Origin of the sequence: Mitsuokella sp. AF33-22 (assembly GCF_003475755.1) — a bacterium.
Lineage (GTDB): Bacteria > Bacillota > Negativicutes > Selenomonadales > Selenomonadaceae > Mitsuokella.
Window position 1 is genome coordinate 149,165 of the sequence record NZ_QRQA01000002.1, and the last position, 24,798, is coordinate 173,962.

Below are 24,798 nucleotides of genomic sequence, written 5' to 3' on the forward strand. Positions count from 1 at the left end.
AGGAGTTTATCCTGCCCGTCATTACCAGCGATGGCGGATCTTCCAGAACTCGGGGCTCAGCATGACGAGCAGCGTAAACATCTCGAGGCGGCCGAGCAGCATCGAGATGCAGAGGATGCTCTTCGAAAAATCCGAGAACCCCGCATACGTGCAGGTGGCGCCGGCCACGCCGAAGGCCGGGCCGACACAGCCCATCGTCGTGACGCTGATGCCGATGGCATCGAAAACGCCAAACCCATCCCAGGTCAAAAGCAGCGCCCAGAGGACGATGAACAGCATGTAGAGAAAGAAGAATTGCTCGACGCGCACGAGTACATCATCCTCGACTTCCACGCCGTTCATGCTCGCGCGGATGACGCGCCGCGGGCTGAGCTTCTGATGCACGACGGCCCAGGCATTCTTGACGAGCAGCACGACGCGCGAGATCTTGATGCCGCCGGCTGTGGAGCCCGCACAGCCGCCGCTGATCATCAGAAGCATCAGGAGCCCCTTGGAAAACGACGGCCACTGGTCAAAATCCGTCGAGACGAAGCCTGTCGTCGAGAGTGAGCCGACCTGAAAGCTCGCGTAGCGGAACGCCTCGGACGGAGCGAGGCCGAACTCCGCCACGAGATTGGCCGTGATGAGCAGCATCGCGGCAAACAGGATGCCGAGATATGCCTTGAATTCCGTATTGCGGCGGAAGACACGCGGTCCTTTCTGCCAGGCCCTGTAGTAGAGAGCGAAATTGCCGCCCGACAGGATCATGAAGAAGGTCATCCAGCCCTCGACGACGGGGCTGTCGAAATGCATGGCATTGTCATCGTAGATGGAAAAACCGCCGGCCCCGATCGTGCTCATCGCATGCGTCATGGCATCAAAGAGGGGAAGCCCGCAGCAAAGATAAACGAAACAGGCCGTCACCGTGAAGATCAGATACATGAAGAACAGGACCTTCGTCATGTCGCGCAGGCGCGGCAGCACGCGATCCTGCGTAGGGCCGGAGGTTTCTGCATTGTACATGTAGACTGTGCTTTGACCGGCCTGCGGCAGGATGGCGATGAAGATGACGATGATGCCGAGTCCGCCAAACCAGTGCGTCATCATGCGCCAGAACAGGATACTGAGCGGCTGCGCCTCGATGCTCGTCATGACGGTTGCGCCCGTGCCCGTAAACCCCGAGATGCTCTCAAACAGGCCGTCGAGCAGCCCGAGCGAACCGCTCAGGAGATAGGGCAGCATGCCGAGGCATGTCGCGAGCAGCCAGCCGAGGCCCGTGATGGCCGCGCCCTCGCGCATCGTCATCTGTCCCTTGCCCGACCGTCCGCGCAGCTGCAGAAGGCCGCTGACAAAGAAACAGACGAGCATCGAGACGGTGAAGGCCAGGATGCTCGGTTCCTGATTCCAGACGGCCATGGCCAGCGGCACCATCAGAATCAAGGCTTCCGCCATGACGAGACGGCCGAGGATGTAGCATATGAGATTGTAGTTCATAAGATACCCCTTTACCAGTTCTTGCCGAAGGAGCGCACGCCGCGGTCAATGAGCACGAAGAACGAAAAGATCTCGATGCGTCCGAGCACCATGAGAAAGGCACAGAACATCTTGAGCCAGTACGGCGTCCATGAAAAGTCCCCGCTGCCGAAAAGCGCGGCCGTGCTGCCCGCACTCGTCAGGCAGCCGGCCGCCAGGCCCATGGCCTGCATCATCGAGACGCCCGAGAGCGAGATCACGAGCGCCGAGAGAGCAAAGATGGCGATAAACAGGAAAAAGAAGGACAGGATGCGTCCGACGACCTTGGCCGGCACGGCCAGCCCGTCCACCTTGATGCTCACGACCATATGCGGATGCAGTGTGTGACGGACTTCCGCCAGAGCCATGCGCAGCAGCACGAGAAAGCGGATGACCTTGATGCCGCCGCCCGCCGAGCCGATGCAGCCGCCGATGAAGACGAAGACGAAGAGCAGCAGGCGCGAAAACGGCGGCCAATCCCAGCAGGGCGCTGAGACGAAGCCGCAGGTCGACAGGAAGGACGCTGCCTGGAAAAAGCCGTGGCGCAGGCTCGTCACGCCATCGTAGAGACCATTGCGCGAAAGATTCAGCGCGATCAGCACGCCGCCGGCCACGAGGATCATGAGGTACACCTGCCATTCCGTATCGCGCAGGAAGAGGCGGATGCTGCGCCGCTGCCAGGATTTCCAGCAGAGCAGCGGGTTGAGCGCGGCCAGCACCATCGAGATGCCGGCCGCGAGTTCCAGCGGCCAGAGGTCATACGGCATGAACAGCGACAAATCCGCCGTACCACTGGAGGAAAGCGTCACGAGTGCACTCGTGACGGCGTCGAAGGGCATGAGGCCCGCGAGCAGGAAGAGCGCGAAGGAAAGGAGTGTCAGGGCCGCGTAGATGCGGAAGCCCTGCCAGGCCGAAGAAGCCATCTTGTTCCACAGCGGGCTGAAGAAGATGCTCTGGCGTGCCGTGAGCGTGAGCCCGAAGCAGCCGCTGACCTGCGGCAGGACGGTCGTCAGGATAAGAATGAAGTTGAGGCCGCCGAGCCAGTTTAGCAGGCTGTGCCAGAGCACGAGGCTGTGCGGCATGACAAGATCCGTATACGTATAGCATGAGAGCCCCGTCGTCGTGACGGCCGCCACGCTCTCGAAGAGCGCTGTCAGCGGATCGCGTATGACATCCGCGAGCACGTAGGGCATCATGCCGAAGACGGAAATCATGGGCCAGACGAGCACCATGAAAAGCGCCCCCTCCCAGACATTGAGCTGACGCATGTGATGCCGCCCCAGATAGCAGAAGGCTCCGCCGAGCGCAAAGGCCAGCACGGACGGCACGAGAAAGACCCAGATGTCCGTCTCGTGCCAGAACAGCCCGTCCGCCACGGGAATGAGCAGAGCGACGCCCATGATCTCGGCCACGCGGCCCATCAGCAGCCAGAAGAGCTCGAGCTCCCAGACGCCGCGACTGGATTTCTTCATACTTACTCCCTGCCCTTGAAATACTTCATGACTTTCTTGGAATACTGCGTCTGGATGAACAGGATGGTCCGGTCACCCGGCTGCAGCACCGTCGTGCCGTTCGGGATGGCCGCTTCGCCCGCGCGGACATACGCACAGACGAGGCATTCGCGCGGCAGCTTGGCCGCAGACAGCGGCTTACCGGCGACCGGCGCTCCCTCCTGCACGATGACCTCGACGGCCTCGGCCTTCGCGCCCTCGAGCAGTGAGACGGAGACAACACCGCCGCGGCGTGCAAAGGCCAGCACCTCACTTGCAGAGAGCAGGCGGGCCGAAAGAACGATATCGACACCCACCTTCTCCATGAGTTCCACGTATTCATTGCGCGAAACGCGCACGATCGTCTTCGTGCGGTTTTCGGACATATGACGGGCCAGCAGGGCCAGCATGAGATTGAGTTTGTCATCCTCGGTCAGGCAGACGACGACGTCGGCCTCAGCCACACCTTCTTCGGTCAAGAGATCGATATCCGTGCCGTCGCCGCAGATGGCGATGCCGTCGACGAGCTTGTCGGCCATCAGGCGGCAGCGCTCGCGGTTCTTGTCGATGACCTTGACCTTAACGCCCTGCTTCTCGAGCATCGGCGCGAGAGCCCGCCCCGCGCGGCCCGCGCCGATGATGATGACGCGATGCAGCTTGCGCGCGTCGCGCTGGACGAAATTCTTGCTGAACTTCTCGATTTCCTCAGGGATGCCGATGAAATACGCGTTGTCATGCGGCAGCAGGCAGTCGTCACCGTGTGGGATAATCATGCGGTGATCGCGGAAGATCATGCCGGCCAGCACGCCCTTCGGCAGCCGGATATCCTTGAGCGGAATGTTCGCCAGCGGTGAATGGCGCTGCACCTTCGTCTCGAACAGGCGGATCTTGCCATGGGCAAAGTCCTCGACATCGAGCGCAGCCGGCGTCATCAGGATGCGGTTGATTTCGTTGGCCGTGATGAGCTCCGGATTCAGCATGAGGTCGATGTCGAAATTCTTCTTGAGGTATTCGCGCGCCTCGCTCATGAACTGCATGTCACGGATGCGCGCAATCGTATGGCTGATGCCGTGCTTCTTCGCGAGGATGCAACAGATCATATTGACTTCATCGCTGGCCGTAACGGCAATGAGGATGTCGGCACCGCGCACGTCGGGATCGTCCATCGTGATTGGGCTCGCACCGTTGGCATAGATGGTCAATACATCCAGCGTGTTTTTTACGGCCTCCAGCTGGCTCTCATCGTGATCGATCACCACAACATCGAACTGCTCCTTCGACAGCAGTTCCGCAACGCTGTACCCCAGCTTGCCCGCCCCCACTACGACAATACGCACGACAATCCCTCCTAAAAAAATCGCATGCTTCATTATAACACAAAAAGCCCCCGGTACGGAAACGCCGCGAGGGCGCTCCGTAGCGGGAGCTTCCATGTTCAGCAGGGGTTATTCTGCGAAAAGTTCCGTGGAGAGATAGCGGTCACCCGTATCCGGCAGCAGGGCCACGATATTCTTGCCCTCAAACTCCGGACGCTTGGCGAGCTCAATGGCAGCAGCCAGAGCTGCACCCGAGGAAATGCCAATCAGTACGCCCTCGACATGGGAGAACTGGCGGCCATACTTAAAGGCATCTTCGTTGGCAACGGCGATGACCTCATCATAGACCTTTGTATCGAGCGTTTCCGGCACGAAACCGGCGCCAATGCCCTGAATCTTGTGCGGGCCGGCCTGCCCCTTCGAGAGGACGGGACTCGTCGCAGGCTCAACAGCTACGACGCGGATATCCTTGTTCTGCTTCTTGAGATAATGGCCGACGCCGGACAGCGTACCGCCCGTGCCGACACCTGCGATGAAAGCATCAACTTTGCCGTCGAGGTCATTGTAAATCTCCGGGCCCGTCGTCGCTTCATGCGCAGCCGGGTTCGCGGGATTGGCGAACTGCTCCGGAATGAAGGAATTCGGCGTCTCCTTAGCGAGTTCCTCAGCCTTAGCAATCGCACCCTTCATACCCTTGGAACCATCCGTCAGCACGATCTTGGCACCGTATGCCTTGAGCAGGTTGCGGCGCTCGACGCTCATCGTCTCCGGCATCGTCAGGATAGCCTTGTAGCCACGGGCAGCAGCAACGCTCGCGAGGCCGATACCCGTATTGCCGGAGGTCGGCTCGATGATTGTGGCACCCGGCTTGAGCTTGCCGTCTTTCTCAGCCTGCTCGATCATGGCCTTGGCGATGCGGTCCTTGACGGAGCCGGCCGGATTGAAATACTCGAGCTTCACGAAGACATTGGCCTTGAGGTCATTGGCCTTGATGAAGTTGTTGGCCTTCAGCAGCGGCGTACCGCCAATCAGTTCCGTAACACTGTTGTATACCTTGCTCATGGTGAATACCTCCATTTATCTTTTGTCGTCTGAAACACTCGCTTAGTTAAAACATATATGATTAATATGTTTATATATTATCACAGGCCCTGCCACTTGTCAACAGGGATTGACTTTTTCGCATAAATTTACTACCATATAGTAAACAAGAATGACATAGTATAAAAGTATGAAATGAGGTATTTATCCATGAAGATCTCTGCGAAAGGACGCTACGGGCTGGCCGCCATGACGTACCTTGCCCGCAATTACGAGGCCGGCACGCCCATCACCATCATCAGCATCTCGGAGAAGCTCGGCATCTCCAAGATCTATCTCGAGCAGGTTTTCTCGCTGCTCAAGCGCGCCCGCCTCGTCAATTCCATCAAGGGCAGTCAGGGCGGCTATCAGCTGGCCCGGTCACCGCGTGAAATCACAGCTTACGATATCCTCGCCTCCATCGAGCTCTCGCTGATGGAAAAGACGGCAGCAGCCGCTCCCGACAAGATGCCGGAGCTCGACCGGGCACTCGCCGCGCGCGTCTTCGACCCGCTCGACGAAGCGATCAAGAACACGTTGTCCGCCGTTTCGCTCGACAATATCCTCACGGCCATTGACCAGGAGAAGGACGCGGACAGTTTGATGTACTTCATTTAATGAAGCACCAAAGAAACATTAATGTACTCTTAATAAACTCCAGATTCAATCAACAAAACCCATCAACTCTGCCAAACACCGTCGCAAATACTCGCATTTTATGCGCAGGAAGCGGCGAAAACCGTTAAAATTCTGAGCGATATGGAATCATTCCTATAGAAAACGTTCTCTCACTGGAAATAATTTCACAAAATCCGCTGTTTTCCGCGAGTCTGCGGGAATATACCATTTCACAAGCTACTTGAGATATAGTATAATACTCGATAGTTGTTGAGGATACGCCCCTATCCTTCCCAGCGCTGACAACAACCCGTAACACATTCTCGACGGTATGGCCACGCCGTACCATGGTTTTGTTGGAGGTGTTTTCCCATGATGATGGATGACATTCGTGTTATCATCGCTAAGGGTCCCTTCTCCGCGGAAGATGCGCAGTACTATATCGAACGTATCAAATCGAAAACGAAGTTTACATTGAAGAAAGTGACGTTTACCCGCACCGATACGTATCTGGATATCCGCTATTCGTTTGCCGATATCCCTTTCGAGCGTATTCGCCGGATCCCCTTAGCCGATTTGCCAGAGCGCCGCGCGGTGAACAACTGATTGCAGCCTATGGCATGCAAAAGCCCCGGAACCCAATGGTTCCGGGGCTTTTGTCATGAAAAAAATCAGGTTCAGCGGGTAAAGTGGAAAGCATCGAGCTCCCAGAGTCGTCCCGTGACGGATTCAAGCGGAGCATCGGCATGGATGCGCAGTTCCGGCCGGATATTCTTCTCGGGGAATACCAGCATGCTCGCCACTTCCTCACCGTGCTGGAAGAACGCTTCGACAGCCGTGCGGTCAACGAAGAGCTGCAGGGAGAGCATACGGTCGACAAAGAGCTTGAAGCGGCGCACGCCACGGCCGCCGTGCTTCATGCCCGTGCGGTCGATCGTCATGACCTGCGTCGTGCGGTCATAGGAAAAGACGGTCGTCTCCAGGCCGTAAGCGAGCGTCAGGCTGATGTGCTGCGCCTTGCCCAGTGTGAGGTCGAGCAGGACTTCCGTGCCGTCAAAGAGCTGTTCGGTGAGATTCTGCTCCATATCCATATCGATGTCGATGGCCGTCTCCTCGATGCGCAGGGCCTTGAACTCACGAGCCGGACGTGAATAGATGTGCCCCTGGCGCAGGGAGAGCACGCGTGGCAGCGTCAGGCTGAACATCCAGCCCTTCTCACGCGTCGGGTATTCATCGTCCTTGTCCGGCATGCCCATCCATCCCAGAAGGATATGACGGCCCTCATGCTGGAAGACCTGCGGCGCATAGAAATCAAAGCCGTGATCAAGTTCCTGGAACTTCGAATGCTGCATCATGTCAAGGCTGTCGAGGGAGAGGTGGCCCGCGATATAACCGGCCTGATAGATGTTCTGGCGGTCAAACTCGCGCGCTTCAAGGCCCTGCGGGCAGAAAATCAGCGCGTCATAGGCGCCGAAATGCAGGAGATTCGGGCATTCCCACATATAGCCGAAGTGACCGAGACGCGTCTTGAGCTCGCCGAGATTCTTCCAGCCCGCTTTCGTCTCCTCGTAGATGAGTACAGTACCGCGCGGTTCCTGCTCGTCGGCCTGCGCACCGATGACGAAGTAGCGCTTGCCATGACGGTGGAAGAGATACGGATCGCGGAAATGACCCGTGATGCCTGCGGGACTGTCCGGCACGGCAATCACGCCCTTCTCCACCGCACCGTCTTCCTGCAGCGTGCCGAAGCGCTGCGCCGGCGTGCGGATGCCATCGTTCTTGGCATTGCAGGTGTAGAAGACGTGAACCCTGCCCTTTTCCGTAAAGCCGCAGCCGGAATAGCAGCCGTCCTTATCGTGTTCGTCGCTCGGCCAGAGCGAGAGTTCCGGCAGGGAATAATGCACGAAATCGCGCGTCCGGACGTGAGCCCAGCACTTGTTCTTGTGCTCGCAGCCCAAGGGGTTCCACTGATAGAAGATATGGTATTCGCCATCGGCATACGTCAGTCCGTTCGGGTCATTGATGAGGCCGAACGGCATCTCGAGATGGAAGCGGTTGTGCCAGCGGTCCGTCAGCGGGAAACCGGCCGCGACCTTCGCATCGATGGCTTTCTTGTCAAAATGTTCCATGAAAATTCCTCCCGATACAGAAAAAGGGCTGCCGTTGCGGCAGCCCTGATTACTTCTTACTGTTCGTCCTCTTTTTCCGGGTTGAACAGCGTGAACGTCAGTGCAAACGCTACGGCAAATCCAACAACATTGACGAGGATGTACTGCGGCAGATGGTCAAGGTAAAGGAGCGTACCGGGCAGGACCGTGATGCCCATGCCCGTACCGGCAAGATGCAGGAAACCCGCGATGCCGCCTGCGCAGGCGCCGCCTGCGAGTGCGTAGAGGAACGGCTTCATGAGGCGCAGGTTGATACCGAAGATGACCGGTTCCGTGATGCCGAGGAAGGCCGGCACGATGGAAGAAATGTAGAGTGCACGCTTCTTCTTGTTCTTCGTGCGGGCAGCCACGGCTGCGGCAGCGCCGCCCTGAGCGATGATGGCGCCCGTGATAATCGCGTTGAAGGGATCGACGCCCGTCGAGGCGAGCAGCTGAACTTCCAGGGCATTGAAGACGTGATGGACGCCGAAGACGACGATGACCTGATGCAATCCGCCGACGATGAAGCCGCCGACGCCGTACGGCAAAGCGAGGAAGGTCTGGATGGCGCCGAAGACAGCGAGCTCGATCCAGTGCATGATCGGGCCGACGATCAGGAGGCCGAGGATCATGGAGATGAAAAGCGTCAGGAACGGCGTGACGATGAGGTCAATGACATCCGGGATGAAGGTCTTGAGCCATTTCTGCAGCTTGGCCGCAAAGATGCCGAGCACGAGAGCCGGCAGTACGGATCCCTGATAGCCGACGACCGGCACGCTGAGTCCGAAGATGTCCATCATGATGGGCTGAGCCTGACCGGCGGCAATCGCGTAGGCATTCGGCAGCTGCGGGGCAACGAGCATGAGGCCGAGGACGATGCCGATGACCGGCGTGCCGCCGAAGCGCTTCGTCGTGGACCAGCAGACGAGTGCCGGCAGGAAGGCAAAGGCCGTATCCGTGAGGATCTGGCTCATGCGCAGGACGTTGTCGCTGAACTGGACGCCCATGCTCAGGCAGGCGCCGCGCAGGCCCATGAAAAGACCGGTTGCGACGAGGACGGGAATAATCGGCACGAAGACATCGCCGAGCGTGCGGGAAATCTTCTGTGCGACCGACATCTGCGCGTAGGCTTCCGCCTTGTTGTTGCTGGCACCGGCGAGATCCGTGCCGGCAACGAAGACATCGTATACCTTGTCGACAAAGCCCGTGCCGAGGATGATCTGGTATTGGGCAGCGGCGAAGAACTGGCCCTTGACGCCGTCGATATTCTCAATGGCTTTTTCGTTGAGCTTCGTCTTGTCGACGATGATGAGGCGCAGGCGCGTGGCGCAGTGCTCAGCACTGCGGACATTCTCACGGCCGCCGACATACTTCCAGATGAGCTTTGCGACGCGCTCTTCCTTCGACAGACCGCTGAGGTCTTCCTCCGGTTCGGCCGGAGTCTCTGCTGCCGGCTCGGACGAAGCTGGCGCTTCCTCTGCTGCCTCTTCATTGACCGTCGTGATTTCCTTGTCGCCGAGAGCCACCGTCACCTTGCCGTACTCAAAGGCATTCGTCACGAGGACCGGTGTCGTCGTATCGTAGCCGGCGCCCTTGATGCCTTCCGGATCGAACTCCAGCAGCAGCTGGCCGCGCTTGACGCGATCGCCCTGAGCGATCTTGGCGTCGAAGAACTTGCCGCCGAGCTGGACCGTATCGATGCCGACGTGAATCAGGATATCCGCGCCGTTATCGGCATGGATGCCGATGGCATGCTTCGTATCGAACAGCACGGTGACTTCGCCGTCGACCGGCGAGTAAACCTTGCCGTCCGGATTCTTGACAGCCGCGCCCTTTCCCATGGCACCGCTGGCAAAAGCCGGATCCTTGACATCCTTCAATTCGATGAGCTGTCCATTGAGCGGACTGTCCAAGCGAATCTCTTTCATGAGATGGTTCCTCCTTTTCTCATTCCGTTTCCTTCTTTACTGCTCCAAATCACCAAAATTCCAGGCGCCCCTGACGCCTGACCGGAAATCCCTGCGGCTCATTGTGAAACCGTTTTCATAATTCCAGTGTATAGCACAGGACCCCGTTTGTCAAGCAAAAAACGTCACTCCACGAGGAGGTCCCGGAACTTCGTATACTCCTTCTGGAAGAACAGGTTGACCGTATCGACCGGACCATTGCGGTGCTTGGCGATGATGACTTCCGTGAGGTTCTTGTTCTCCGTATCCTTATCATAATAATCCTCGCGATAGAGGAACATGACGATATCAGCATCCTGCTCAAGGGAACCGGATTCACGCAGGTCAGAGAGCATCGGGCGCTTGACCTGGCGCGATTCGACAGAGCGCGAGAGCTGGGAAAGCGCAATGACCGGCACGTTGAGCTCGCGCGCCAGCGCCTTGAGAGAACGAGAGATCTCGGAAATCTCCTGCTGGCGGTTGTCGCCATTCTTGCTCGGACGTCCCTGCATGAGCTGCAGATAGTCGATGACGATGAGGTCGAGGCCGTGCTCGGCCTTGAGACGGCGCGCCTTGGAACGCAGGTCCATGACGGTGATGCCGGCCGTATCATCAATGAAGATGGGCGCCTTGTTCAGGCGGTCAGCCACGGTGACAAGCTTGTTCCACTCCTCATCGTCGAGCTGGCCCGTGCGCAGGCGCTGGGAGTCAATGCCGCCTTCGGAACAGAGCATGCGCTGCATGAGCTGTTCCTTGCTCATCTCGAGTGAGAAAAAGGCGACCTTGCCGCCGTGCAGGCCCACATATGAGGCGATGTTCAGCGTGAAGGCTGTCTTACCCATGGACGGGCGGGCGGCGACGAGGATGAGGTCCGAGGGCTGCAGACCGCTCGTCAGCTTATCGAGGTCCTTGAAGCCCGTCGACAGCCCCGTGATACCTCCTTTTGATTCGTACAGCACATTGATGCGCTCAAAAGTGCGCATGAGAATCTTCTTGATGGGCTCAAAACCGCCGCCCCCCTGCGAACCCGCCACGGAGAGGATCTTCTGCTCGGCCGCATCCATGATGTTCTCGACCGTATCCGCATCTTCATAGGCTGCGCCGGCGATTTCTGTAGCCGCATCGATAAGACGGCGCAGCTCGGCTTTCTCCTTGACGATCTTGGCGTGATACGACACGTTGGCAGCCGTCGGCACGGCATTTGCGATGGCCGTGATGAACGGCAGGCCGCCGACCTTCTCGAGCTCGCCCGTCTTGCGCAGCTGCTCGGTAAGCGTGACGAGATCCACGGCTTCGTCATGTTCGGTAAGGTCAAGCATGGCCTCGTACACATGACGGTGCGCCTCGCGGTAGAAGTCCTCGGGCTGCAGGATCTCCTGCACCTCGACGATGGCCTCTTTCTTGATCATCATGGCGCCCAATACGGCCTGCTCCGCCTCAATATTCTGCGGCGGCACGCGATCTGGTAATGCCATTTATGCTTCCCCCTCAAAAATCAAACGGAATGCTTCTTCCGCCGTGGCAACGGCATGGATATCAAGGCCCAGAAGATCCGGCGGGATATCCTTCTCGTTTTCCTTCGGGATCACGAGCGTCCTGATGCCGGCCTGCCGCGCACCATACGCCTTCTCGAAAACGCCGCCCACGGGGCGCACGCGTCCCGCCAGCGAAATCTCACCCGTGACCGCGACATCCTGACGAATCCTGCGGCCCGTGACGGCACTGACGATACAGGCCAGGATGGCTGTGCCGGCACTCGGTCCATCGATATTGCCGCCGCCGATGACGTTGATGTGGACATCGTAGTCATGGATATCCTTGCCCGTCAGCTGGCGCATGACGGAAGCCGCATTGAACACCGAATCCTTGGCCATGCTGCCGGCCGTCTCATTGAAGCGCACCGTGCCCTTGCCTTTCTCACGTGCGGGGAACGCCACGGCCTCAAACTCGATGACCGATCCCAAGAAGCCGGCGACGCCCAGGCCGAAGATGTGGCCGATCTCCGCCGTATTGCGTGCCTTCTTTGTCACGAACTGAGACAGGCGGGAAACCTGTGCCACCTCGTAGACAGCCTCTTTGCTGATGATGAGGCCGTCCGCAGCGGTCTTGTCCGCGGCCTGCTCCAGGGCCAGGCTGTAAGCATCGGCCAGGATGTTGATGGCCTTGCGGCCTTCAATCGTGTATTCGGCAATCAGCGAGGCCACGCCGTCAGCGAGATGGGCCTTGAGCTTTGTGGCCGCATTCTCGACGATTGCCTCGATGTGTTTCGGCGTCAGCGGCTCGAAGTAAATCTCGGCACAGCGCGAGCGCAGGGCCGGATTAATATGGCTGGCATCGCGTGTCGTCGCGCCGATGAGCACGAAATCCGCCGGCGCCCCCTCCTCAAACAACTTCTTGATGTAGGGTGGAACCTTGGGGTCGGTCGGGTCATAATACGATGACTCAAAGTAAGCCCGCTTGTCCTCAAGAACCTTCAGGAGCTTGTTCTGGAGCATGGGGTCCATCTCACCGATCTCATCGATGAACAGGATACCGCCGTGAGCCTCGGTGACAAGACCGGGCTTCGGCTCCGGCACACCGCTGTCCGCCAGGCTCTTCTGCGCTCCCTGATAGATGGGGTCGTGAACGGAACCCATCAGGGGATCCGTGATCTCGCGCGGATCCCAGCGCAGGACCGTGCCATCCGTCTCCACGAACGGAGCATCTTCACGGAATGGCGATTCCGGTTTTTTCTTGGCAGCCTCGAGCACGAGGCGGGCCGCCGTTGTCTTGCCGACGCCCGGAGGCCCGTAGAGCAGGAGATGCTGCGGATACGGAGAACTGAGCTTCGAGAGCAGGGCCTTGACGGCTCTCTCCTGCCCCACGATTTCCGAGAAGGACTGCGGACGCAGGAGTTCCATAACGGACTGTGTCAGATGGATGGATTCCAGCTGCTCGAGCTTCTCGCGCTTCTTGGCATCCTGCGGCGTCTCGGCATTCTGTTTCTCTTCCTTGATGACCTGGCGGCGGATATCCTCGACGTAATCCTCATGTTCCTTCTCGAGCTTCTCGTTGACCTTCTTCTCAATGCTGTCCTCAACCGTACGGCGCGCCCGTATGTCCGCAATGCGTTCGGATAGCTGCAAAAGGATGTCCGGCAGCTCCGATTCTTTCGGCACCGGATGGATGAGCGGATCCTCCTCCAGGATGCGCTGCAGTGCGAGCACCCGTTCGCAGCGGTCTTCCGAGCGCAGGAGCTGCATGGCATTCATGCGGCCGGCCCGGATGACGAGATTCTCCGTGCCGAGCAGAGTCGCCAGCGACTGGTAGAGTGCATCGATCTCGCGATCGATAGGCTGCAGTGCCGGCGGCTCCTGTGGGGATTCCGGCTTGTGCTGCTTATGGGAAAATAATTTATCAAAAATACTCATATGCCTTGCTTAAATCCTTATAAATTTCTATAGTAAAAAACCTTTCCCCGCAGAGACGTGATGGCCTCGGCCATCGCGCCCGCCAGCAGGAAAAGGTTTCAGATCATACCGCAGTGGCCTGTGGTCATTCTGCGACAATATTGACCTTGATCTTGCTCGTGATGGACGGATGAACCTTGATAACGGCCTCATAGACGCCCGTTCCCGTCACTTCACCCTGCAGGGTGATCTTGCGCTTATCGATCTCGATGTGCTGTGCCTTGAGTGCAGCGGCGACATCCTTGCCCGTGACACTGCCGAAGAGCTTGCCGCCCTCGCCAATCTTGACGGGGATCGTCACTTCAACCTTCTCGAGCTGCTTGGCCATGAGGCGGGCCTCATCGGTCGCCATGGCTTCCTTGCGGGCCTTGGAACCAGCCTGCGCCGTTGCCACATTGAGATTCTGTGCCGTTGCGAGCACTGCTGCCTTGCGCGGCAGCAGGAAGTTGCGGCCGTAGCCCTCCGATACCTCGACGATATCGCCTTTCTTGCCCAGTTTCTTAACGTCCTGCTGAAGTATTACTTTCATCTTTATCAGACTCCTCTATGTATTTGCGGGCGATCTCGATCGCCTGCTGTTTGATATCTTCCAATTTGGCACCCTTGATCTGCGCGCCGGCCACATTCTGATGACCGCCGCCGCCAAAGGCCTCCATGATGACCTGTACATTCATGTCGCCCGTCGAGCGCGCACTGATGCCCACCGTATCCTCCGAAAGCTGGAAGACCACGATGCTCATGCAGACATTCTCGATGCGCAGCAGTGAATCGGCTGCCTGTGCGGCAATGACCTGGCCATTTGACATGATCTCGGGACAGGTCGAGACGATGAGCCCGCCCGGATAATACTCCGAACGCGCCTTCGTGCGCGCCAGGGCCACCGTCGTCTCGTAATCCGTGCGGAACAGATGGCGTACCATGACGGGATCGGCGCCGCTGCGCCGCAGATAGGCCGCCGCATCAAAGGTGCGCACACCCGTCTGCACGGCAAAATTCTTCGTATCGACGACAATACCAGAGTAAAGAGCTGTCGCTTCGACGCGTGAAAGCACGAGATTCTCGCTGAAATACATCAGGAGCTCCGTGACGAGCTCACTCGTCGAGCTCGAAGCTGGCTCGATGTAGACGAGCAGCGGATTCTTGATGAAATGCTCGCTGCGGCGATGGTGGTCGATGACGATGACGCGGTGAATGCGTTCCAAGAGGGATGGATCCGCCACGAGATGCGGGATATGCGTATCGACGACGATGAGCACCGGATTGAGCGCTGTCATATTGACAAGCTCATTGGCCCGCACGATGATATGGCGGTAACTCTCATCATCCTTCATGATATCCGCGAATTTATCAATGCCTTCATTCATGTCTGAAAGCACGAGATGCACCGGCTTGTTGAGCTGGCGGGCCATCTTGGCCACGCCCATGGCTGCGCCGAAGCAGTCAAAGTCCTCGTTGTGATGGCCCATGACGTAAATCTCGTCGGCACCGTCCATGATTTCACGGATGGCATGTGCGACCACGCGGGCCTTGACGCGCGTATGCTTCTCCACAGCCTTGGCACGGCCGCCAAAGAACTGTGTCTTGCCGCCAATCTGCACAGCCACCTGGTCGCCGCCGCGGCCAAGTGCCAGATCGAGGCCGGCCTGAGCCTGTGCGCCGAGCTCCGCCATGCTCTGCGTATCCGCAACCGCCACGCCCATAGAGAGCGTGACCGGCAGGCGGTTCGTACTCTGAAGCTGGCGGACCTTGTCGAGGATGTCGAACTTGCCGGCAATGGCTTTGTCGAGCGACTGCCGTTCCAATATGACGATGTAGAGGTCATCGGAAACGCGGCGCATAAAGCCGCCAAGACTCTTCATCCAGGCATCGAGCTGCTGGTTGACCGAAAGCAGCAGTGCCGTGCGTTCCGCCTCATCCTGACCCTGGATGACCTCATCGTAATTGTCGATCTGGATGTAGACGAGAACCGTGCGGCTGCCCTTGAAGGTATTGCGCAGCTGCTCAAAACTCGTGATGTCCTGAACGTAGAGCGCCATCAGCGGCTGCTGATGCGGCGGCACTGGTACCGGCCGGTAGCGCACCTGATAGTAATGGTCTTCATGTGCGAAGACGTACTCGCCCACCGTTCCCCAGACCGGCCCGATGATAAGGCCCGGCCATATGTCCTTGGCATCCGTATCCTGCTCGGGTTTCTCGCCGGCATACTCCTTGATGCGGTCATTGCACCACTGTATGCGCCCCTCCTCATTGACAATCAGAATGGCCTGAGGAAGATCCTCGATGGCATAATTCATCATCTCATTGAGGTTGCGCACGACGTTGCGGCAGTAACGCTGAAACCGGCGTGAACGGTCGGAGCAGCGCTCCCGCGCAAAGGATGCCAGGCAGAGCCAGACGACAAAGGCAATGGCCGCAATGAACTGGTTGTAATACGATAATATGCCGATGAGCACCAGCATGATGAGCAGGTGTATCGTCAGATCGATCCATGCCGAGAGATTTCGCGGCATTTTTCTCACCTCATTTCTATTCCGACAATCCCTTATGACCGGCCGCCAAAACGGCGCCGATAATCAAAGACCATGTCGAAAAGGCCCGTAAAGGCCAAGACCTGCGAAAGCGGTCCTCCCATAAGGACCAGTATGTACAACATCAAACGCAGAGGACGCCGCACATGATATCGTAATAAAACGTAACTCATGAGAGAAAGCCCCTGAACAATGCCGGCAAACATCGCCACCATATTTAAATTCATCGCTGTTTGATAAAGCCACTGAAGCTCCCGCGTGCCTCCCCAGTAAAGGCCCACCAGGGCAAAGCCAAAAATATAGAGAAAAACCTGTGGCAAGTGCCACTCAGAAAAGGGGGGCAGGTGCGGTACCTGGTACCCAAGACGATGCAGGACACGGCAACCGATCAGATAACCAACTGCGGTATCCATCAGCCCCATGGCAGCAACAATAAGTGGCATCAGCAAGCTCAAGAATTCCAGGCTGTGCGTTATCTCCGCACGGCTCTTATCCAAGGCCGCCGGATCCATTCCCATCTGTTCGTACACCGTGAGGCTCTGATTAACGCTGCTTTGCAGGGCATTCAGTTCCAAGGTCAGTGGATTGACAGACGTTATGAGGAACAAAATCCCCAAAGACATCAGCTTGGCCACAACCGAAACGAGCAGCGCCGAGCCAAAGGTCTTCGAGCCCGACCACTGCCTGCGAAAGGCCACGCCGAGCATGAGCCCCGTCGGGGCAAAGGAAATGACCATGCGCAGCGACAGCAGAGGCTCGATGAGCAGAGCCATGATGATGCCGGATACGAGAACGGCCATGATGCCCCAGCGCAGTCCATGGCGAACGACCAGGACAATGATGGGAAGAGCCCACACGAGTGCCGCCACCATACCGATGACCGGCAGGTAGACAGCGGCCAGCGCCAGGATGACAGTCAAGGCAGAAAGCAGGCTGCTTTCCGTCAAGGGCTTGAGTCTATAGGAAGTCATTTCTTCATCCTTTCCTTATTTTAGGCTATTCCCCATTATACCAGATAAAAAAGACCTTGTCTTGCAAGCTGGTACTAACAAAAAGGCGGGTCTGCCCTAAAGGCGCTGCGAGGTATATTTTGGCTTCGTCGCTCCGTTAAATGTGACCCAATCAAAAACCAGCGCCAAAGCAGCTTCGCCGCCTGCCGCGGCGTTCTGACATCGAGCATATACGTCACTTCTCATCGGGCCCCATCCCTGCGGGCAAGCACTGCGCTCCTGCAGGCAAAATATACCTCTCCGCTCAACTCCGTCCATCTCCGACAGGCAGCATTCACAGCCTCTTCAGGGACACTGGCAGAAAGGGGATGGCTGGGCATAAGCGAAGCGTTTGGCAATCTGCGTTAAGAATCGATTTTTTCCCTGCCAGCTTCCTGATAAAAGAGCGTCCGTTCAAGCGGCAGCGCGTTTAGCTCTTTTGTCAGGCTGATTTAAAAGGGAAAAAATCGATTTAGCAGATTGACTTCGCGCAGCGTTGCCCGGCCATTCCCGGCTATGCATCACCAACAAAACAAAGCTGCCATATCAAACGCACTTCAATCTGATATGGCAGCTTCCTGTATCTGTTTATTTGACCTGTGTCGTCGCAACGCCGTACAGCACCGCATCGCCCTTCGTCTGGATGAAGAGCTCCGTACCCGCCGGCAGGTTCACATCCTTGCCGTGCACGAATGCACCAGCGACCACACCGATTGGCCCGAGGATCGCAATGCCCGCGATGCTCGCACCTGCTGCCATCGCGAGATTCTTCATCTCTTTCTTGGCCTCTTCGCCAATATACGTATCGACATACGTCCCGTCAATCGACTTCGTCTTATTGAAGTCAATCTGTACCTCGGCATTGCGGCCGAAGTTGCGTGCCTGCTTTACCTTCGTGACCGTGCCCTCGCCCGGCAGGCCCTTGGCAAAAACGAGCTTGCCATCGACGAGTACATCCTGCGACACCTGATAACGGATCGTATCGCCGACTTTCAGGTTGTTCGAGTTGACTGGCGTCACCAGCGCAATCTTCACGAGCGTGTCAGACGGCACGCGCACCTGCGAAAGCGGCAGTTCTGCACTGCCGAACGAGGCCTGCGAAAGCTTTGCCAGACGTTCACGGTAAGTCCCTGTGCCCGTCTTGCCCGTCAGATCCATCTCGAGATTGGCCACGCGTGTATCGACAGGGTCCATGCTGACCTCATGGCCGATATTCCACTCCACGGCATTGAGGTCCGCGAGCAGCGACGGCTTCGTGCTGTTTGTATATACCTCATTATAGATGGCATTGACACGGGCCATCATGCTGCCCGTACGGTGCGTGCCATCGTAGTCTTTCTCGAGCTTGTTGATCCGGTCGATCAGCGCACCGGTCTGCTCCGTGCCATACGTGTCCTTCTCGACTGCACCGAGCTTATCCTGTACTGTTTCGGGCGTAGCTGCCGCCGTGATTCCCATGGAAGACACCAGGAGGACGGCACTCAGCAGCACGCTGAGAAGCTTGTGAAATTTCATAGATTGAACCCCCATTCATCTGGCATTACGCCGTATTGTGCTGGTATTGTTTCATTCATGATTCTTATTCTGGCATAGTTCGAATAAAAAGGCAAGACGAAGCCCATCAATTTTTCGGGTCGAAGAGGCCCTGCGATTCCTCGTAGAGCGTGACTTTTGTCTCCTTGTTGTGCCCGCTGTCCGGCTCCGGGTGAATCATGATGTCAAAGGTACCGAATTCCTTGCGGATGAGCTGTTCAAGCTCGTCACAGACGGCATGAACCCGGGAAAGATGCATCGTGCCGTCGAAGAGCACATGGACATCGAGCAGCTTATAGGAGCCGGAGCGGCGCGTCCGCAGGCAATGGCAGCCGCGCACCTCCGGCACACTCTCGATGATCTTGCGGATGCGCTCCTCCTCTTCTTCCGGCAGGCTCGCATCCGTGAGCTGCATCGTCGAATCGACGACCATGCGCCAGCCGGCGCGAAAGATGATGCCGGCGACAAAGATGGCGATGAGCGGATCGAGCCAGGCCCAGCCCGTGATCTGCATGAGCACAAGGCCCATGAGCACGCCGACAGAAGTCCAGATATCCGCGCGCAGGTGCAGCCCGTCGGCTTCAAGTGCCTGCGAGCCCGTTTCCCTGGCCACCCGGATCAGGCGATGTGAGACAAAAAAATTGATAACGATGGATATGGCCATGATGGCAATGCCGTAGCCGAGCATCTCGGGAACCCGGCTCTCCGCAAACTTCATCACGGATTCATACAGGATGCCGATGGCCGCCGCCACGATCAGCAGGGCTTCGACGGCCGCCGACAGGTTCTCGTACTTGCCATGGCCGTAATCGTGTTCGGTGTCCGGCGGCGTCACAGACTTCCTCACTGCCCAGAATGCAATGAGTGCGGCAATGAGGTCGACGCCTGAATGCAGGGCTTCCGAAATGAGGCTGACCGCTCCGACATAGATGCCGACCGCCAGCTTCAGGAGCACCAGCGTCGTATTGGAAAATATGGATAAATAAGCGGTCCGCTGTTTTAAAGCAGCGCTTTTGGACATATGGATTTCCCCCTAAAAATAATAGCAGCGTAAAACGAAAAACAGCTGGACAAAGAAACTCCGCCCCGCTATAATGAACTTGTCGAGTGATCGACCTACTCAAAAGCACTTATATTTTATACTATGTTCTTGCTTTAAGGGCACCTCTTGGTGCCCTTCTTTTTTTGCCCATTTCCCTGCCTCCCTCCGGGATACGGAAAAGAAATGAGGCTCATTCTCTTAGAAAAAAGAGCCGGCCCTTACGGGCTGGCTCTTATTCATTTGACGACGATGACGCCGTGCTGATGATGAATTGTACGATTTCATTCATGGGTGAAGACGACGCGTAAGCACGCGGCGCTTCCACGGTATCGCTTGATTGCAGGACATCTTTCGTATCGTAACGCTGTACCTCCGAATGGAAGATCTGATAGGTCCTCTTATCCGGATCGAAACGCATCGCGTAGAGATAGCGGCGGTTGAGATCCGCCCGCACCACAGCGACATCGGCATTCCAGAGCGTGCGCTGCGCATCGTTCTCAACGACGGTTTCCGGTGCGATGGTATCGACATCGACATAGTAACCCGTCGAACCGTTCGCATCGACAAATTCCATATGTTCCTCGGCCAGGCAAATACTGCTCAAAAGCACCATGCAGACGGCCAGCAGGCAAGCAATCCTGCGAAAGTTCATCCTATAATCCCGCTTTCTTCTTTCTTGAACGTCCGTGACGTCATCTCTCTATCTTCATATCTTCAGCGTATGGCCACACGATCAGCACATACATCTTATAGTATACAACGAAACAGATAAAAAAACAAAAGGCTTGTTCAAGCGGAGAATGGCTTTCACAATCAGCAGATGCGCGGCACCAGATTGCCGAGCGGCATATCGACGATGCGAATGCCGCCGATACCCGTGCGCAGGCCGACCTGGCCCGGCGCCTCGGCCGTAACTTCGCCGATGAGGCAGGCATCTTTGCCGTACGGATTATCACGCATCACAGAGAGGACTTCATCGGCTTTCTCAGCCGGCACGAAGGCGATGCATTTGCCCTCGTTGGCCAGGTAAAGCGGATCGAAGCCCAGGATGTCGCAGACGCCGCGGACCTCTGGACGCACCGGCAGGGCATCCTCTTCAATGAGTACACCGCAGTGCGAGGCTTCCGCAATCTCATTGAGCACCGCTGCCACGCCGCCACGCGTCGGATCGCGCAGCACCGCGATATCGGGTGCCGCGTCCAGCATGGCCTTCGTCAGGGAGTTCAGAGGCGCACAGTCCGTCTTGATTGTATCCGGCAGTTCAAGTCCGTGACGGCCGGCCAGAATGGTGGCCGCATGATCGCCGATGAAGCCGGACAGGAGGATTTTCATGCCGGGCTGCACGCGGCGCGGCGAGATATGCGTGCCGGGAATGATGTCGCCGATACCGGCCGTATTGATGAAAATACCGTCAGCCTTGCCGCGCTCTACCACCTTCGTGTCGCCCGTGACGATGGCGACGCCGGCCTTTGCCGCCATCTCATGCATCGTGTGGGCAATCTTGCGAAGATCTGCAATCGGAAAACCTTCTTCAAGAATCATGCCGACTGAGATGTAACGCGGTACAGCACCCGTCATCGACAAATCATTGACCGTGCCGCAGATGGCGAGCTTGCCGATGTTGCCGCCGGCAAAGAACAGCGGGCGCACGACGTAGGAATCCGTCGTGAATGCCACATTGCCGCTCATCTTGACCTGGGCTCCATCGTGAAGTTCATCGAGCAGCGGATTCGAGAACTCCGGCAGGATGACCTCCTGCATGAGTTCCTGGCTCATCTTGCCGCCGGCGCCATGCGCCAGGGTAATGTATTCATCTGCCATATTCAAATCTCCCTTGTCCATATTTATACCAGGCCGCACAGACGCCTTCCACCGACACCATGCAGGGGCCTACGGCATGCGTCGGCACGCAGACCTTGCCAAAGAGCGGGCATTCCTTTGGCGTCACGATGCCGCGCAGGACCTCGCCACAGCGGCAGCCCGGCTTGTTCTTCCCCATTGGCACGTCGAGCGGCAGCAGACGTTCGATATCGTACGCGCCAAAGGCGTCCCGCATGCACAGACCCGATTCGGGAATCACGCCAATGCCGCGCCAGGCCGCATCAGCGGGCTCATAAACGAGTTCCGTGGCCTTGCGGGCCGCAGGGCTGCCACCCGGATGGACGACGCTGCCATACTCGTTCTCGATGCGTGCAGCGCCTTCTGTCACCTGCTTCATGAGGCGATAGAGCGAGCGCAGGATCTGCAGCGGCTCAAAGCCCGTGACAACGCCAGGCATGTGATACTCATCCACAAGGAACGAAAAGACTTCCGTACCGGTGATGACCGAGACATGGCCCGGCAGGATGAAGCCGTCGACGCGGACCTCCGGATCATTGAGCAGCGCCCGCAGTGCCGGCGGCACGAGCTTCTGCGCTGACAGCATGTAGAGGTTCGTGAGGCCCTGTTCTCTGGCAGCCAGCACCGTGGCCGCCGCTGTCGGAGCCGTCGTCTCAAAGCCGACAGCCAGAAAAATGACCTTCTTATCGGGATTTTCCTTCGCTACCTGCAAACTGTCAAGCGGCGAGTAAACGATGCGGATGTCCGCGCCTTCCGCTTTGGCTTCCATCAGACTCGACGTCGAGCCCGGAACCTTGAGCATATCGCCAAAGGTCGTCAGGATGACATCGTCGCGCTTGGCATACGTAATGGCCTTGTCCATGTAGTCATCGGGCGTCACGCAAACCGGACAGCCTGGGCCCGACACGAGTTCCACCTTGGGAGGCAGCATCTGGCGCAGTCCCGCGCGGAAGATGGCGACGGTATGCGTGCCACAGACTTCCATGAAGCGCAGGGTATGATCCGCCTGCTCTGCCATGCGGCCAATTTCTTTGACAAGGCGGGCCGCCAGTTCCCGTTCTTCCTGTTTCGTCATACCTGACCTCCGGCAGCGCCCTCGGGGATGTCGTTGACCGTGCGCGGTGCACCATTCATCTCCGCGAGCAGTGCATTCGTTTCCTCGACTTCTTCCTGCGTGACCGTCTGGATGGCAAATCCGGCATGGACGAGCACGAAATCCCCCACCTTCGTTTCCGGCAGGAGCATCAGGCTGATATCGCGCGTAACGCCTGCAATATCCACCTTGCCCACGGAATCCTCCACTGCAATTACCTTAGCGGGAACGGCTAAACACATTTTCCATCAACCTCCATGTGCGGATCATTCCATCTGATTCTTGACATCTTCTTCCGCAACGATGTCGTAATCCATCGCGCGGACTTCCTGGCGCGGACGCGGCGTGATGCCCCAGTCCTTCAAGACGCCAATGGCCTCTTCCACCACAGCCGGCAAAAGATCCATCATGCCCGGGCTGAGCTCGACGCCGGCTTCCAAGTCAAAGGGCTGCGCACCGAGCACGACGACCTCCGGAACCTTGCGGCCCGTAACCGTCAGGAGTGCAAGGACATCCTGAATGCCGACCTCATGCGCGCTGAGCTTGTCCTGGAAATGCATCATGACTTCATCATTGTGCAGATGAAAACGCGTGCCAGGCTCGGCGCCGCCATTGATGGAATCGATGACGAGCAGCTTCTTCGTGCCCGTCACATACTGCGTGAGCTCAATGCCGAGCGTGCCGCCATCAATGACCTGCACCTCTTCGGGAAATTCATAATGGCGGTCCAGGTACTCCGCGACGCGCACGCCGAATCCCTCATCGCGCAGGATGACATTGCCGACGCCGAGAACCGTGATTTCCGCCGGGTGAAGCACATCATCAGGCGTTACGCCCGGTTCGCTGCCATTGCCGAACGCATCCTTCATTTCGCGCACCTCTCCTTCTTCTCTTTGACGCGTGCGAGCAGCCAGTCGCACCAGGTGTCGAGGCCCGTTTCCTGCGTGCAGGAAACCTCGACGACCGTCATGCCTGGATGCAGCGTCGTGATGTCGTCTTTGGCCGCAGCCATATCGAAATTGCAGTACGGCAGAAGATCCGCCTTATTGAGCAGGGCAATCGCCGATTCTTTGAAGATCAGCGGGTATTTCATGGGTTTGTCATCGCCCTCCGTAATGGAAAGCACGACGCCCTTGTCGTCCTCGCCCACGGCAAATTCAGCCGGGCATACGAGGTTGCCGACATTCTCGACGACAAGCAGGTCGAGATGATCGAAATCGAGCTTCTGCGCCACCTGCTGCACCATCGGCGCATCGAGATGGCAGCCGCCAGCCGTGTTGATCTGGATGACGGGTACGCCGTGCTTTTCGATGCGGTCCGCATCCTTGCTCGTGAAGAGATCGCCCTCGATGACAGCCATCTTGAGTTTGTCCTTGAGCTTCTCCATCGTCTTCTCAAGTACCGAAGTCTTGCCGGCTCCCGGCGAACCCATGAGATTGATGACGTAGACGCCCTTTTCCTCAAACAAAGCCTGGTTCTCAGCCGCAATGCGGTCGTTCTCTCCCAGTATATTCTTCATGACCTGAATTTCAGCCACTTAATCCACCTCCAGATATTCTACCTGCATTTCGCGTCCTGAAAGGATGGACAAGACGCCATCCTTGCATTCCGGACACCAGAAATCGTAATGTTCCACATGGAACTCTTTGCCGCATTTCGTGCAGCGGCCGATGAGCGGCGTGCGCTTGACGACAATCTTGGCATTCTCGGCAATCGTCCCCTTCGCAATCATGTTGAACGAAAACTCCAGGGATTCGACGACAACGCCGGACATTTCACCGATCAGCAGGCCGATTTCTGAAATGCGCTGCGCGTTATTCTTCTGCGCATAGTCGAGCGCGATATCGAGCACACCCTCGGCAATCGCCATTTCATGCATAAAAACCTCCCTGGGGGGATGCCCCCACATGACAAGAAACGCCCCCCGGCCATCTTGAGATCTCGACAGCTGGGAAGGCGTTTCCTGTATGACATGTTACGGCTCGATCACAAAGCGGCTTCCAGGCCACGTGCCTGCAGGACGCCCAGGATGTCCATGAGCTTCGTCTTGGCAGGACTGTAGTCTACCGTCGTCTCACCATCGTGTGCATGGATGTGAACAAAGAGTACGCCCGGGAGGCCCAGCAGAGCCTTCTCGACTTCTTTTGCGCTTTCATCCGTATAACCTTTGACCGTGAACTGGAGACGCGTATTGCCGTTCGTCTCGCCACAACCACATTCTTTACACATTATGTCAT

Annotated in this window: 23 protein-coding genes; 2 read left to right on the plus strand and 21 right to left on the minus strand. The window is 57.6% G+C overall.

The window, feature by feature from the left end:
• Window positions 1-21 precede the first annotated feature (21 nt).
• The 4 genes from DWZ54_RS01980 to cysK form a co-directional block, all read right to left on the minus strand.
• A complete protein-coding gene (locus DWZ54_RS01980) occupies window positions 22-1,473 on the minus strand; it encodes a TrkH family potassium uptake protein (protein WP_118474284.1) in 1,452 nt (483 codons plus the stop codon).
• An 11-nt stretch (window positions 1,474-1,484) separates the two neighbouring features.
• A complete protein-coding gene (locus DWZ54_RS01985; RefSeq protein WP_118474285.1) occupies window positions 1,485-2,963 on the minus strand; it encodes a TrkH family potassium uptake protein in 1,479 nt (492 codons plus the stop codon).
• Window positions 2,964-2,965: 2 nt separating this feature from the next.
• Window positions 2,966-4,318, minus strand: a complete 1,353-nt coding sequence (gene trkA / locus DWZ54_RS01990) for a Trk system potassium transporter TrkA (RefSeq protein WP_118474286.1) — start codon at window positions 4,316-4,318, stop codon at window positions 2,966-2,968.
• A gap of 108 nt (window positions 4,319-4,426) precedes the next feature.
• A complete protein-coding gene (cysK, locus tag DWZ54_RS01995) occupies window positions 4,427-5,359 on the minus strand; it encodes a cysteine synthase A (RefSeq protein WP_118474287.1) in 933 nt (310 codons plus the stop codon).
• Between the two features lie 189 nt (window positions 5,360-5,548).
• On the opposite strand from cysK, the gene DWZ54_RS02000 reads away from it, so the two are divergent.
• Together DWZ54_RS02000 and DWZ54_RS02005 are read left to right on the plus strand one after the other, a co-directional pair.
• A complete protein-coding gene (locus DWZ54_RS02000) occupies window positions 5,549-5,995 on the plus strand; it encodes an Rrf2 family transcriptional regulator (RefSeq protein WP_118474288.1) in 447 nt (148 codons plus the stop codon).
• 372 nt (window positions 5,996-6,367) lie between these two features.
• On the plus strand, window positions 6,368-6,601 hold the full coding sequence (locus DWZ54_RS02005) for a ferredoxin (protein ID WP_118014521.1): 234 nt from the start codon (window positions 6,368-6,370) through the stop codon (window positions 6,599-6,601).
• Between the two features lie 71 nt (window positions 6,602-6,672).
• Here the strand turns inward: DWZ54_RS02005 and DWZ54_RS02010 are convergent, their stop codons facing one another.
• From DWZ54_RS02010 to DWZ54_RS02090, 17 genes are all read right to left on the minus strand, one after another.
• Entirely contained in the window at window positions 6,673-8,124 is a 1,452-nt protein-coding gene (locus tag DWZ54_RS02010; protein ID WP_118474289.1) for a sucrose-6-phosphate hydrolase, read from the minus strand.
• Between the two features lie 56 nt (window positions 8,125-8,180).
• Window positions 8,181-10,070: a glucose PTS transporter subunit IIA gene (locus DWZ54_RS02015; RefSeq protein WP_118014517.1), complete on the minus strand. Its 1,890-nt coding sequence runs from the start codon at window positions 10,068-10,070 to the stop codon at window positions 8,181-8,183.
• Between the two features lie 164 nt (window positions 10,071-10,234).
• Window positions 10,235-11,563, minus strand: a complete 1,329-nt coding sequence (dnaB, locus tag DWZ54_RS02020; RefSeq protein WP_118014515.1) for a replicative DNA helicase — start codon at window positions 11,561-11,563, stop codon at window positions 10,235-10,237.
• Window positions 11,564-13,498, minus strand: a complete 1,935-nt coding sequence (gene lonC, locus DWZ54_RS02025) for a Lon family ATP-dependent protease (protein WP_118474290.1) — start codon at window positions 13,496-13,498, stop codon at window positions 11,564-11,566.
• A 124-nt stretch (window positions 13,499-13,622) separates the two neighbouring features.
• Window positions 13,623-14,066: a 50S ribosomal protein L9 gene (gene rplI / locus DWZ54_RS02030; protein WP_118014512.1), complete on the minus strand. Its 444-nt coding sequence runs from the start codon at window positions 14,064-14,066 to the stop codon at window positions 13,623-13,625.
• Complete coding sequence (locus tag DWZ54_RS02035) at window positions 14,038-16,047, minus strand: DHH family phosphoesterase (protein WP_118014510.1); 2,010 nt, start codon at window positions 16,045-16,047, stop codon at window positions 14,038-14,040. The genes rplI and DWZ54_RS02035 overlap by 29 nt, the downstream gene beginning before the upstream one ends.
• Window positions 16,048-16,079: 32 nt before the next feature.
• The gene (locus DWZ54_RS02040; RefSeq protein ID WP_118474291.1) at window positions 16,080-17,036 is read right to left on the minus strand and encodes a YybS family protein; all 957 of its coding nucleotides are present in this window, start codon (window positions 17,034-17,036) and stop codon (window positions 16,080-16,082) included.
• A gap of 606 nt (window positions 17,037-17,642) precedes the next feature.
• A complete protein-coding gene (locus DWZ54_RS02045; protein WP_118474292.1) occupies window positions 17,643-18,569 on the minus strand; it encodes a hypothetical protein in 927 nt (308 codons plus the stop codon).
• Between the two features lie 106 nt (window positions 18,570-18,675).
• Window positions 18,676-19,608 (minus strand): cation diffusion facilitator family transporter, encoded by a 933-nt coding sequence (locus DWZ54_RS02050; RefSeq protein WP_118474293.1) that lies wholly within the window; start codon window positions 19,606-19,608, stop codon window positions 18,676-18,678.
• Window positions 19,609-19,861: 253 nt separating this feature from the next.
• Window positions 19,862-20,281: a hypothetical protein gene (locus tag DWZ54_RS02055; RefSeq protein ID WP_118474294.1), complete on the minus strand. Its 420-nt coding sequence runs from the start codon at window positions 20,279-20,281 to the stop codon at window positions 19,862-19,864.
• Window positions 20,282-20,442: 161 nt separating this feature from the next.
• Complete coding sequence (gene hypE / locus DWZ54_RS02060; protein WP_118474295.1) at window positions 20,443-21,450, minus strand: hydrogenase expression/formation protein HypE; 1,008 nt, start codon at window positions 21,448-21,450, stop codon at window positions 20,443-20,445.
• Complete coding sequence (gene hypD / locus DWZ54_RS02065) at window positions 21,440-22,543, minus strand: hydrogenase formation protein HypD (RefSeq protein WP_118474296.1); 1,104 nt, start codon at window positions 22,541-22,543, stop codon at window positions 21,440-21,442. The genes hypE and hypD overlap by 11 nt, the downstream gene beginning before the upstream one ends.
• Entirely contained in the window at window positions 22,540-22,803 is a 264-nt protein-coding gene (locus tag DWZ54_RS02070; RefSeq protein WP_118014493.1) for a HypC/HybG/HupF family hydrogenase formation chaperone, read from the minus strand. The genes hypD and DWZ54_RS02070 overlap by 4 nt, the downstream gene beginning before the upstream one ends.
• Before the next feature lie 24 nt (window positions 22,804-22,827).
• Window positions 22,828-23,430 carry a HyaD/HybD family hydrogenase maturation endopeptidase gene (locus tag DWZ54_RS02075; protein ID WP_118474297.1) on the minus strand — a complete coding sequence of 201 codons (603 nt, stop codon included), beginning with the start codon at window positions 23,428-23,430 and terminating at the stop codon, window positions 22,828-22,830.
• Window positions 23,427-24,080, minus strand: coding sequence for a hydrogenase nickel incorporation protein HypB (hypB, locus tag DWZ54_RS02080; RefSeq protein WP_118474331.1), 654 nt, complete (start codon window positions 24,078-24,080; stop codon window positions 23,427-23,429). The genes DWZ54_RS02075 and hypB overlap by 4 nt, the downstream gene beginning before the upstream one ends.
• Window positions 24,081-24,098: 18 nt before the next feature.
• A complete protein-coding gene (hypA, locus tag DWZ54_RS02085) occupies window positions 24,099-24,440 on the minus strand; it encodes a hydrogenase maturation nickel metallochaperone HypA (protein WP_118474298.1) in 342 nt (113 codons plus the stop codon).
• 107 nt (window positions 24,441-24,547) lie between these two features.
• A complete protein-coding gene (locus DWZ54_RS02090; RefSeq protein WP_118014487.1) occupies window positions 24,548-24,790 on the minus strand; it encodes a heavy-metal-associated domain-containing protein in 243 nt (80 codons plus the stop codon).
• Window positions 24,791-24,798: the final 8 nt, after the last annotated feature.